Raw genomic sequence first — 12,753 nt, 5'->3', positions numbered from 1 at the left:
CGCTAGAGGCGCGAGGCGACCACTCTCAATACCTGTTCGGCGGCAGAGAAAAACGAGCCGATATGCGCCTGGCCGGCGATGACATCGACGGTCGCGTTCAGGGCCTCCGCGTCAGCACGCACATGGGGCACGATCCAGTCCTCAGAACCCACGTAATACGTTGCGCGGCAGCCGACCGCGACGGGGTCGACGAACCGTGTGGGACGCAGAGAGCCCAAGATCGCGGCGGCCACGCCAAGTGGATCATTGTCGGCCTCGAACATCTCCTGCAGGCCGCGGTCAGTTACGCCGAGTGCCTGCCAAAGCGCCGACCAGTCGCCGCGTCGTAGGAAGTCCGCTAACGGCCGCAGCAGGCGCTCGGCCTCCTCTTCGTGGGCATGCATCGCGTAGGCGCCGACCACAATGTGATTCACCCGTTCGGGATAACGGCTGGCGAGGTTGCACGCAAGCCATCCGCCGCGCGAATAGCCCCACGCGGTCACGCGCTCGATGCCCTCTGCGTCGAGAACGGCGACAAGGTCCGCCGTCACCCCCTCGGCAACATAGGCGTCCGCGTCATGTGGGGCGTCGCTGGCGCCATGCCCGAGCGGATCGACATTGATGACGCGCCAATCCCGGACAAGCGCGTCGGTGTACCCGAAGTCCTGCCAGTGTCGTGCCGCGCACAACGTTCCGGCAATCAACAGCAGAGGGGGTCCGTCGCCGTCCACCGTGTAATCGATCCGGTAGCCGCGCGATTCAACAGCCATGCTCGGATCAGATCACGTATTGCTCACCAGATCCGGACCTTCTTCCGCGTTGCGTCTGGCCCGCCGCGCCAAATGACGGTTGAGCGCGAGGATCATCACGATGGCGAGCGTCCAGCCGAGCAGGATGTCGATGACGTAGTGCTCGGCGGTGTACACCAGCGTGAACGCCATGATCAGCGGATAGAGCACGAGCAGCGGTCGCCAGCCCCGGTGCACGCGGTTCCACAGGAACATCGACACTGCGGCCGTCATGCCGGCGTGCAAGGACGGGATGGCGGCAACGAGGTTGACGCTGGCCTGACCCTGATCGAGCAGGGCCGTGGCCGAATGCAGATTGAGGTTGCCCCAGCCGCGGCCGACGATCCGCTCGATCCAGTTGTTCGCGCCGTCATGCGTGGATTGCATCGCGCCGAGCACGCCGCCGTCGGGCACACCACGCGCCGACCTGAACATGCACTGCGGGTTGGCGGGTCCGCCCGCGACGTCGGCTGGGGTGCAGCGCGCCGCCGCCCATGGCGGTGCGGCAGGAAGTATCGAGTAGATCGCCAATCCCGCGACATTGAGTCCGACGAACAGCTTGACGAACGACTTCCATTCTTCGCGATCCCGCAGCCACAGCACCGCCGCGACCACATAGGGAAGGATGAAAAACGACATGTAGACGCTGCTGATCACCACCTCCCACCAGGGCGGCTCGGGCAGCTTCAGGTGCTCCTGCAGCCACACGGTCGGCATCGTGCCGGAGAAGAGCCAGCGGTCGACGTCAGCGGGCCAGTGCCACATCGTGGACCGGCCGATCATGTCGGCTGCCCCCCTGGTCAGGTCGTAGGCGATGAGCAGCAGGGCGAAGGGCAGCCAGTCCCGGATGATGTACAGCATCCGGCGGCCCTGACCGATACTGGCGGCGGCCAGACCCGCACAGACGTAGAGCAGCACCAACTCGCGGTTGAACGCGAAGCCATCGGTCGCGGTGCGATAGATGATGGCGGACGCCCAGATGGCGATCGCGACATAACGCAGGACCCGCAGCGATCGCCCCGAACGTCCCGGACCGGGAGTCGCCTCTATCGTTTCGACGGCGCGCGGCGGTGCAATTGACGACTCGTCAATTGCGGACACCTCGATGAATGTAGTTCACGATGGCGTTACCGCCAGTTCGCGGGGTGTTTCGGTTAGCAGATCGTGATCGAAGGCCCGTCAGCCGAGGTGTTCGCGGAGGAACGCGATGTCGTCTTTGCGGCCCGCGTCGGCGGTCTCGCAGATGACCGGGGCATCCGCGGCACCGACCACCGCGACCAACAACTGCGGATCGATCTGACCGGTGCCGAAATTGGCGTGCCGGTCGGCGCCCGAGCCCGCAGCGTCGCGCGAATCGTTGCAGTGCACCAGGTCGATGCGGCCGGTGAGCGCCTTGATGCGGGCGACGGCGTCGATCAGCTCCTCGCCTGCAGCCCAGGCGTGGCAGGTGTCCAGGCAGAAGCCGATACCGGTATCGCCGATGCGGTCCCAGAGCTTGCCGATGACGTCGAAGTGGCGCGCCATCGCGTGATCACCGCCCGCGGTGTTCTCGAGATACACCTGCATGTCGGTCTCAAGGTAGTCCAGCGCCTTGACCCAGCGTTCGAATCCGGCCTCGTAGTCGTTGTCGTCGGCATGGCCGCCGTGCACGATCACCGCGGCCGCGTTGATCTCCGAGGCGGCGTCGCACGTGTCCTGCAGGATCTTGCGCGACGGGATGCGCACCCGGTTGTTGGCCGAGGCGACGTTGATCAGATACGGCGCGTGGACGTAGAGCGGCATGCTGGCCGCCTTGAGCACATCGGCGTCCTCACGCGGCTTGGGTTTCTTCCAGCTCTGCGGATTGCCGAGGAAGAACTGCACCGCGTCGGCACCGTCGGCGGCCGCGTCGGCCAGGGGATCGTCTCCGTGTACATGCGAACCGATAAGCACCCGGCCAGTCTAGTGAGGCGACCCGACAAGACCGCGAGTGGGAAGTCATCAGGCGCGAAACGCGAAAATCGGCACGACAACTGGCCATTCGGCGCCACGGGCGCACGAAAAAGCCCCCGCACATGGCGGGGGCCTCTCCGTATTGCTTGGCGGTAGTCCTACCGATAATCCGAGTAGCCGTAATCGTCCAACGGCACTGCGGCACCGGTCGCCTGACCGAAGTCCGGGCTGTAGTACTGATCCTCGTAGGACGGGATCGTGTACGCCGCAGCGCGGGCTTCCTCGGTCGGGTTGACCTGGATGTTGCGGTACCGGTTGATACCTGTACCGGCCGGGATCAGCTTGCCGATGATCACGTTCTCCTTCAGACCCTGCAGCTTGTCGCTGCGGCAGTTGATCGCCGCATCGGTAAGCACGCGCGTGGTCTCCTGGAACGACGCCGCCGACAGCCACGAGTCCGTGGCCAGCGATGCCTTCGTGATACCCATCAGCACCGGACGACCCGCTGCGGGCTCGCCACCCTCGGCGACGACCCGACGGTTCGCGACCTCGAACTCGCCACGCTCGGTCAGCGAGCCGGGCAGGAACTCCGTCGCACCCGAATCGATGATCGTGACGCGACGCAGCATCTGCCGGACGATGACCTCGATGTGCTTGTCGTGGATCGACACACCCTGAGCGCGGTACACCTCCTGGACCTCCTTGACGAGGTGGATCTGCACCTCGCGGGGGCCCTGGACACGAAGCACCTCGTGCGGATCGGCGGAGCCTTCCATCAGCTGCTGGCCGACCTCGACGTGGTCGCCGTCAGACAGCAACCGCTCGGAGCCGTCATCGTGCTTGAACACCTTCAGGCGCTGACGACGAGACAGCTTGTCGTACACCACTTCCTCGCCACCGTCATCCGGGATGATGGTGATCTTGTAGAAGCGCTCGCCCTCTTCGAGTTGCACGCGACCGGTGACGTCGGCAATGGGCGCCTTGTCACGCGGGATGCGGGCCTCGAACAGCTCCTGCACGCGAGGCAGACCGCCGACGATGTCGCTGCCGCCGGAAACGCCGCCCTGGTGGAACGTACGCATGGTCAGCTGCGTGCCGGGCTCACCGATGGACTGCGCCGCCACGATGCCGACCGCCTCGCCGATGTCGACGAGCTTGCCCGTCGCCATCGAACGGCCGTAACACATCGCGCACACGCCGGTACCGGTCGCACAGGTCAGCACGGAGCGGACCTTGACCTCGGTGATACCCGCGGCCAGCAGTGCCTCGATCGCGGGGTCGCCCAGGTCGTGACCGCGCTCGACGACCACGTTGCCCTTGGCGTCGACGGCGTCGGTCGCCAGCGTCCGCGCGTAGGCCGACGTCTCGATGTGCTGATCGCGCACCAGCGTCTTGTCCTGCAGCTCGGCCAGCGTGATGTTGACACCGCGCTCCGTCTCGCAGTCCGTTTCGCGCACGATGACGTCCTGGCTCACGTCCACCAGACGACGGGTCAGGTAACCCGAGTCAGCAGTACGAAGTGCCGTGTCCGCCAGACCCTTTCGGGCGCCGTGGGTGTTGATGAAGTACTCCAGCACCGTCAGGCCCTCGCGGAACGAGGACTTGATCGGACGCGGGATGAACTCACCCTTCGGGTTGGTCACCAGACCCTTCATGCCCGCAAGTGTGCGGGTCTGGGTCAGGTTGCCCGTTGCGCCGGACTTCACGATCGTGATGATCGGGTTGTCCTCGGGGTAGTACGCCTCGAGAGCCTTACCGACCTCTTCGGTGGCGTCCTGCCAGATCTTCACCAGCGCTTCGTTGCGCTCGTCGTGGTTGAGCGCGCCGCGCTGGTACTGCTTCTCGATCCGGTCGGCCTCGGCCTCGTGACGCTCCAGGATCTCCTGCTTCTGCGGCGGCACCAGCACGTCGGACATGGCGATGGTGACACCCGAACGGGTGGCCCAGTAGAAGCCGGCGTCCTTGAGCTTGTCCACCGTCTGCGCGACGACGATCATCGGGTAGCGCTCGGCCAGATCGTTGACGATCCGCGCCTGCACCTTCTTGTGCATCTGCTCGTTGACGAACGCGTACGCGGTCGGGAGCAGCTCGTTGAACAGCACCCGGCCCAGCGTGGTGTCCGCCGTCCAGGCATCGCCCGGCTTCCAACCCTCGGCGCCGAACAGCTCGGCTTCGATGTCGGCAGGCGGGCGCAGCTGGGTCAGCCGAATCCGGATGTTGGCCCGGACGCTCAGCGCGCCGCGGTCCAACGCCATGATCGCCTCGGCCGGTGAGCTGTACACACCAAACTCCGGCCTGTCCTTGGCAGCGGCCACGTACTCGCCGGTGTCGCCCTCGATCAGAGTGGTCAGGAAGTACAGCCCGGTCACCATGTCCAGACGCGGCATGGCCAGCGGGCGGCCCGACGCAGGCGACAGGATGTTGTTCGACGACAGCATCAGGATGCGTGCCTCGGCCTGCGCCTCGGCACTCAGCGGCAGGTGCACCGCCATCTGGTCACCGTCGAAGTCGGCGTTGAACGCCTCACACACCAGCGGGTGCAGCTGAATTGCCTTGCCCTCCACCAGCTGCGGCTCGAAGGCCTGGATGCCGAGGCGGTGCAGCGTCGGTGCGCGGTTCAGCAGCACCGGGTGCTCGCCGATGACCTCTTCGAGGACATCCCACACCTGGGGACGCTGACGCTCGACCATGCGCTTTGCGCTCTTGATGTTCTGCGCGTGGTTCAAGTCGACCAGGCGCTTCATCACGAACGGCTTGAACAGCTCGAGTGCCATCAGCTTGGGCAGGCCGCACTGATGCAGCTTGAGCTGCGGGCCGACCACGATGACCGAACGGCCCGAGTAGTCGACGCGCTTGCCGAGCAGGTTCTGACGGAACCGGCCCTGCTTGCCCTTGAGCAGATCGGACAGCGACTTGAGCGGACGGTTGCCCGGCCCGGTGACGGGCCGGCCACGACGGCCGTTGTCGAACAGCGCGTCCACCGACTCCTGAAGCATGCGCTTCTCGTTGTTCACGATGATCTCGGGCGCACCCAGATCGATGAGTCGCTTCAACCGGTTGTTGCGGTTGATGACGCGGCGGTACAGGTCGTTGAGGTCCGACGTGGCGAACCGGCCACCGTCGAGCTGCACCATGGGGCGCAGCTCCGGCGGGATCACCGGAACCGCGTCGAGCACCATGCCCAACGGCGAGTTGCTGTTCGACTGGAACGCCGCGACGACCTTGAGACGCTTCAGCGCACGAAGCTTCTTCTGGCCCTTGCCGCTTCGGATGACCTCGCGCAGCTCCTCGGCCTCGGCATCGATGTCGAAGGTCTCGATGAGCTTCTTGATCGCCTCCGCGCCCATGGCGCCGGTGAAGTACTCGCCGTAGCGATCGATGAGCTCGCGGTAGAGCACCTCGTCGACGATGAGCTGCTTGGGAGCCAGCTTGGTGAAGGTGGTCCAGATCTCGTCGAGCCGGTCCAGCTCACGCTGGGCACGATCACGGAGCTGACGCATTTCGCGCTCGCCACCGTCACGCACCTTGCGCTTGACGTCGGACTTGGCGCCCTCGTCCTCGAGCTCCTTCATGTCGGCCTCGAGCTTCTGCGCCCGGGCCTCCAGGTCGGAATCGCGCTGATCCTCGACGGCCTTCTTCTCGACGACCATCTCGGCCTCGAGCGTGGACAGCTCGTTGTGACGCATCTCGTCGTCGACGGCCGTGATCACGTACGCCGCGAAGTAGATGATCTTCTCGAGATCCTTGGGCGCGAGGTCGAGCAGATAACCGAGACGGCTCGGCACACCCTTGAAGTACCAGATGTGCGTGACGGGCGCGGCCAGCTCGATGTGGCCCATCCGCTCACGACGCACCTTGGCGCGAGTGACCTCGACGCCGCAGCGCTCGCAGATGATGCCCTTGAAGCGGACGCGCTTGTACTTGCCGCAGTAGCACTCCCAGTCGCGAGTCGGTCCGAAGATCTTCTCGCAGAACAGGCCGTCCTTCTCGGGCTTGAGCGTGCGGTAGTTGATGGTCTCCGGCTTCTTTACCTCGCCGAAGGACCAGTTGCGGATGTCGTCCGCGGTCGCAAGACCGATGCGGAGTTCATCGAAGAAGTTGACGTCTAGCACGTAACTCCCTTTCCCCTTTCGGGATTTGTAGCCAATAACACTTAGTGCCCGCGGCGGTGCCGCGAATCAGGCTAGATCTTCGACGGACGCGGATTCGTTGCGCGACAGGTTGATTCCGAGGTTGGCAGCTGCGCGCTCCAGATCCTCGTCGTCACCGTCGCGCATCTCGATCGCGGCACCGTCAGAAGACAACACCTCGACGTTGAGGCACAGCGACTGGAGTTCCTTGAGAAGCACCTTGAACGACTCGGGAATGCCCGGCTCGGGGATGTTCTCGCCCTTGACGATCGCCTCGTAGACCTTGACGCGGCCGACGGTGTCGTCGGACTTGATCGTCAAGAGCTCCTGCAGCGTGTACGCCGCGCCGTAGGCCTGCATGGCCCAGCACTCCATCTCGCCGAACCGCTGACCACCGAACTGCGCCTTACCACCCAGCGGCTGCTGGGTGATCATCGAGTACGGACCGGTGGAGCGGGCGTGGATCTTGTCGTCCACCAAGTGGTGCAGCTTCAGGATGTACATGTAGCCGACCGTCACCGGGTACGGGAACGGCTCGCCACTGCGACCGTCGAACAACTTCGCCTTGCCATCGTCGTTGACCAGCGTGACGCCGTCACGGTTGGGCAGTGTCGAGGACAGCAGACCCTGCAGCTCACCTTCCTGAGCGCCGTCGAACACCGGTGTCGAGACGATGCTTCCCGGCTCGGACTCCAGCAGCTCCTCCGGCAGGTTGGCAGCCCAGTCCGGCGACCCGTTGACCTTCCAGCCCGCCTTGGCCACCCACCCGAGGTGGGTTTCCAGGATCTGGCCGATGTTCATCCGTCGCGGCACACCGTGCGTGTTCAGGATGATGTCGACGGGCGTGCCGTCCTCAAGGAACGGCATGTCCTCGATGGGCAGGATCTTGCCGATGACGCCCTTGTTGCCGTGGCGTCCGGCGAGCTTGTCGCCGTCGGAGATCTTGCGCTTCTGGGCGACGTACACCCGGACCAACTCGTTGACACCGGCGGGCAGTTCGTCGTCATCCTCGCGTGAGAACACGCGGATGCCGATGACCTTGCCGGACTCACCGTGCGGCACCTTGAGCGACGTATCGCGAACCTCACGCGCCTTCTCACCGAAGATCGCGCGAAGCAGTCGCTCTTCCGGAGTCAGCTCGGTCTCACCCTTCGGGGTGACCTTGCCGACCAGGATGTCGCCGTCGCGGACCTCGGCGCCGATGCGGACGATGCCGCGCTCGTCGAGATCGGCCAGCACCTCATCGGAGACGTTCGGGATGTCCCGGGTGATCTCCTCGGCGCCCAGCTTGGTGTCGCGGGCATCGATCTCGTGCTCTTCGATGTGAATCGAGGTGAGCACGTCCTCTTCGACCAGGCGGTTGGAGAGGATGATCGCGTCTTCGTAGTTGTGGCCTTCCCACGGCATGATCGCCACGAGCAGGTTCTTGCCGAGCGCCATCTCGCCGTTCTCGGTACAAGGACCGTCGGCGATCACCTGGCCGCTCTCCACCCGGTCGCCTGCATCGACGATCGGGCGCTGGTTGGCGCAGGTGCCGTGGTTGGAGCGGGCGAACTTACGCATCCGGTACGTGTGCCGGGTGCCGTCGTCAGCCATCACGGTGATGTAGTCCGCGGAGACCTCCTCGATGACGCCTGCCTTGTCGGCGACGACGACGTCACCGGCGTCGATCGCGGCACGAAGCTCCATGCCGGTGCCGACCAGCGGCGCCTCGCTGCGGACCAGCGGGACCGCCTGACGCTGCATGTTCGCACCCATCAGGGCGCGGTTGGCATCGTCGTGCTCGAGGAACGGGATCATGGCCGTCGCGACCGACACCATCTGGCGCGGCGAGACGTCCATGTAGTCGACCTCGGTGGAGGAGACGTACTCGACCTCGCCGCCCTTACGGCGAACCAGGACGCGATCCTCGAGGAACCGGCCCTTCTCGTCGGTCGGCGAGTTGGCCTGCGCCACGACGTGGCGGTCCTCCTCGTCGGCGGTCAGGTAATGGATCTCGTCCGAGACCACACCGTCGTCCGCTTTGCGGTACGGCGTCTCGATGAAGCCGAACGGGTTCACCCGCGCGTACACCGACAGCGAGCCGATCAGACCGATGTTCGGGCCTTCCGGTGTCTCGATCGGGCACATGCGGCCGTAGTGGCTCGAGTGCACGTCGCGAACCTCGAGGCCGGCGCGCTCACGGGACAGACCGCCGGGGCCCAGCGCCGAAAGGCGGCGCTTGTGGGTGAGCCCGGAAAGCGGGTTGTTCTGGTCCATGAACTGCGACAGCTGCGAAGTGCCGAAGAACTCCTTGATGGCCGCCACGACGGGACGGATGTTGATCAGGGTCTGCGGCGTGATCGCCTCGACGTCCTGAGTCGTCATCCGCTCGCGAACCACACGCTCCATGCGGGACAGGCCCACGCGGATCTGGTTCTGGATCAGCTCGCCGACGGTACGCAGGCGACGATTGCCGAAGTGGTCGATGTCGTCGACCTCGACGGGCACCTCGGCGCCACCGGGAGCGGTCATCGAATTGTCGCCCTGGTGCAGACGGACGAGGTACTCGATGGTCGCGACGACGTCTTCTTCGGTCAGCGTCGAGCTGGTGATCGGCTTACCGACGTTCAGCCCGAGCTTCTTGTTCACCTTGTAGCGGCCCACGCGAGCAAGGTCGTAACGCTTCTCCTTGAAGAACAGGTTCTCCAGAAGGGTCTGCGCGGACTCCTTGGTCGGCGGCTCGCCCGGGCGCAGCTTGCGGTAGATGTCCAGCAGCGCCTCATCGGTGCCTGCGGTGTTGTCCTTCTCCAGCGTGCCCATCATGATCTCGGAGAAACCGAAGCGCTCCACGATCTGCTCGTTGGTCCAGCCGAGCGCCTTCAGCAGCACGGTGACCGGCTGACGGCGCTTGCGGTCGATGCGCACACCGACGGTGTCGCGCTTGTCGACGTCGAACTCGAGCCACGCGCCGCGGCCCGGGATCACCTTGACGCTGTGCAGCGTCTTCTCGGTGGACTTGTCGATGTTCTCGTCGAAGTACACACCGGGCGAACGGACCAGCTGGGACACCACGACACGCTCGGTGCCGTTGATGATGAAGGTGCCCTTTTCGGTCATCATCGGGAAATCACCCATGAAGACCGTCTGGCTCTTGATCTCACCGGTGTTGTTGTTGATGAACTCCGCCGTGACGAACAGCGGGGCCGCGTAGGTCATGTCCTTGTCTTTGCACTCGTCGACCGGGGCCTTGACCTCGTCGAAGCGCGGGTCGGAGAAAGACAGCGACATGGAGCCCGAGAAGTCCTCGATCGGCGAGAGCTCGGTGAGCACCTCTTCGAGGCCGCCAACGGGATCGACGGCGTCGCCGCGAGCCTTGGCGTTTTCCTTCCAACGCTCCGAGCCGATCAGCCACTCGAAAGAGTCGGTCTGTACGTCAAGTAGCCCCGGAACCTCGAGCGGTTCACGGAGCTTTGCAAAGGAAATTCTGTTTGGTGCTCCTGGTACGGAGTTATTGGTTGCTACTGCTGACTTGGATTGGCGGGACCCTGCCAAGATGCATCCTTCCAGCACCTCATGCGATCTCCGGAGGGCCTCAAAAGAGCTTGAGCGCCGCTTCCTTCGTATCGCGTTATCTGCGTCGGTTTGGCTGACTTACTCAAGCCCAAAAGCCCCCGAACGCAGGACACACGACTAGATCACTGAGCGGACTCAGGCTAGGAGGTGTCAGGTTGCCGGGTTAAGGAGGGCAGGATGCAGCCAGCGCAACGTCCAACAGTACCGCAGGACGGCGTATTCCTCAACCACCGCATGCAAAAGCCACGGGGCGCTGGCTGGCGTCCTGAACCCTCACATACATGCTGACCAACAGATTGGCGTGTCGGAGCCCTTCCGTCAAGAGATAACGCGGTGTTTGGTGTGGAGTTTTACGTTAAATCTCGGTTTGCGCCGCATCGGTACCGGCATCAGGCGGCCACCGAAGCCGTGCAGCTGGCGGCGGTCCCGGTCGTCTCGCGCAGACAACCCGGCTGGAGAGTGAAGAGGCCGCCGCTCAGCGCCATGAACGGTTCCAGGAAGTTGAGGAGGTACGGCCTGCGCAGCGAATTCGGCAGGTCAACCAGGGTGGCCTGGCCTCCCGGAGTGTTGATGGTGCGCGTCTCGCCGCTGTCCAGATAGATGCCCTCGGCGCGGTCGCCGTCGAACATGTCGTTGACCCAACCGACCATCAGGATGCTGGCCGCCGCCACATTCTGGGGCTTGGAGAAGCCCGCCACGAGTTGCTGCGAGAACTGGATGAGCCAATTGCCGCCGCGCATCGAGTCGACGTGCGAACCGCCGACCAGTGTCACGCCGTAGAAGTCGGCGTCGGGTCGCGCCTCGATCAACGCCGAGGTGCCGCTGCCGAACATGTTCCACATGTACTTCGGCGCCGCGAGCTGGTAGATCGGGATGTCGGCGTCGACCTTTCTCAGATCGTTGGCCATTTGGCCGTTCATACCGACCCCATCGAGCAGCACCACACCGGCGAGCCGATCAGCGCTTCCGTTGTCGGTCATGTATCCGGCGATACCGGAGACCGCGGCGCCGCCGGCTGAGTGGCCCATCAACACGACCCGGTCCGGAATCGGCCCGGCGTAGCCGGCCGCCGCCGCGCTGTCGGCGAGGGCCGTGTTGCCGTCGGCGAACAGGCCTGCCATCGCCTGGTGCATCGGCGCCCCGCCGAGCCAGCACTGGTCGTACTTCAGGAAGTTCGAGGTGATCGACGGGGCGACGACGATGCTGTTGGTCTGCTCGGCCAGCGTCGCGGCGGTGTAGCTGTACCAGGGACCGGCTGCCAGGAATCCGTGCTGCAGGTAGATGAGCCGAGTCGGCTCCTCCCCTTCGGCGTGTTGGGGGATGTACCAGTCGGCGGGCACGCTCTCCCCGGACCCTGGTGCACAGCCGCAGTCGATCCGAAGCCGCGAGCTGGACACCGTCACCGTGCTGCCGGGCGGGAGCATCGGCGGCCCGCCGAACAACTGGATGACGAAGCCGTACAGACCGAAGACGATCGTCCCGATCACGTCGAGCAGGATGTTCAGCGGGTTCGCCGTGATCGTGGCGGCGACCGGCACGGCTGCGGGCGACTGGAGCGACATTGTCGCGAACTCGGTGGTTTCGGCCTGCTCTGTCACGTCCTCGAACGTGGTCGCCAGAGGAACCACCTCGAGGTCCTCGCCAGGGTCGGCTTCGGTATCGACGAACACGGCGTTCTTCTGCTCGCCGTCCGGCGCCTGGATCTTCGCCGCGGGACCGAGATCGTCGACGGCGGCAGGATCGAATCCCAACCGCTGCGGATCGTCGGTGTGGATGTCGTTCGAGCCCGGTCCGGTGCCGTTTCCGTCAGCCGGGTCGACGAGTTCGATAGTTTCGTCGTTGGTGTCGATGACGTCCTCGTCGATCGCGCCCTCGTCCGTCGCCTCTTCGTCGATCGCGCCGTCCGCGGCCGTGTCCTCGTCTTTGGCGTCCTCGTCTTTGGCGTCCTCGTCCCTGACGTCCTCGTCCTTGACGTCTTCGTCCTTCTCGCCGCCGTCTTTCGCGTCGCCCGCGTTGACGTTGTCGCCCTGTGTGTCCCCCGCGGCGTCCTTCGCGCCGTTCGGTGACGTCTGCCCGGCTCCCGACTCGTTGTTGTTTCCGGCGTTATCCGACGATTCCGACGTCTTGCCGCCATCGCCGTCGGAGGATGCACCGTCGGTCGCCACCGCGACACCGGCCCCGGCCACCACCGCCGCCGAGATACCCGCGGTGATGACACCTGTGCCCAACCAGACCAAGAACCGGTCGACCATGAGCCCTCCTGTTCGCTGAACGCGAGAAAGATAACGCATTTGCCAGCTCGTGAGGGCGATTGTCACGATTCCGTCAGATCTGAGCGTCCGCTCGAAAACCGCCTATTACTTCGGATT

General features: G+C 64.8%; 6 protein-coding genes. All 6 read right to left on the bottom strand.

The features are described from left to right. Positions 1–2 precede the first annotated feature (2 nt). Positions 3–749: an alpha/beta fold hydrolase gene (locus AB4Z42_RS03175; protein ID WP_442007650.1), complete on the bottom strand. Its 747-nt coding sequence runs from the start codon at positions 747–749 to the stop codon at positions 3–5. 12 nt (positions 750–761) lie between these two features. After that, positions 762–1,868: a phosphatase PAP2 family protein gene (locus AB4Z42_RS03170; protein WP_442007649.1), complete on the bottom strand. Its 1,107-nt coding sequence runs from the start codon at positions 1,866–1,868 to the stop codon at positions 762–764. A 78-nt stretch (positions 1,869–1,946) separates the two neighbouring features. Next, complete coding sequence (locus AB4Z42_RS03165; protein ID WP_442007648.1) at positions 1,947–2,699, bottom strand: deoxyribonuclease IV; 753 nt, start codon at positions 2,697–2,699, stop codon at positions 1,947–1,949. A 158-nt stretch (positions 2,700–2,857) separates the two neighbouring features. Further along, the gene (locus tag AB4Z42_RS03160) at positions 2,858–6,811 is read right to left on the bottom strand and encodes a DNA-directed RNA polymerase subunit beta' (RefSeq protein ID WP_442007647.1); all 3,954 of its coding nucleotides are present in this window, start codon (positions 6,809–6,811) and stop codon (positions 2,858–2,860) included. Positions 6,812–6,877: 66 nt separating this feature from the next. Continuing rightward, positions 6,878–10,363: a DNA-directed RNA polymerase subunit beta gene (gene rpoB, locus AB4Z42_RS03155; RefSeq protein WP_442007646.1), complete on the bottom strand. Its 3,486-nt coding sequence runs from the start codon at positions 10,361–10,363 to the stop codon at positions 6,878–6,880. A gap of 410 nt (positions 10,364–10,773) precedes the next feature. Further along, the gene (locus tag AB4Z42_RS03150) at positions 10,774–12,636 is read right to left on the bottom strand and encodes an alpha/beta hydrolase (protein WP_442007645.1); all 1,863 of its coding nucleotides are present in this window, start codon (positions 12,634–12,636) and stop codon (positions 10,774–10,776) included. Positions 12,637–12,753: the final 117 nt, after the last annotated feature.

The organism is Mycobacterium sp. 2YAF39 (genome assembly GCF_052114565.1).
Classification (GTDB): Bacteria; Actinomycetota; Actinomycetes; order Mycobacteriales; family Mycobacteriaceae; genus Mycobacterium.
The sequence above is the reverse complement of the archived record's forward strand: the minus strand, read 5'-3'. Positions and strand labels throughout refer to the sequence as shown.

What these genes read in the sequence shown, in the direction of transcription:
- AB4Z42_RS03175 (WP_442007650.1), bottom strand. Translation starts at nt 749, where the DNA reads ATGGCTGTTGAATCGCGCGGCTACCGGATCGATTACACGGTGGACGGC.
- AB4Z42_RS03150 (WP_442007645.1), bottom strand. Translation starts at nt 12,636, where the DNA reads ATGGTCGACCGGTTCTTGGTCTGGTTGGGCACAGGTGTCATCACCGCG.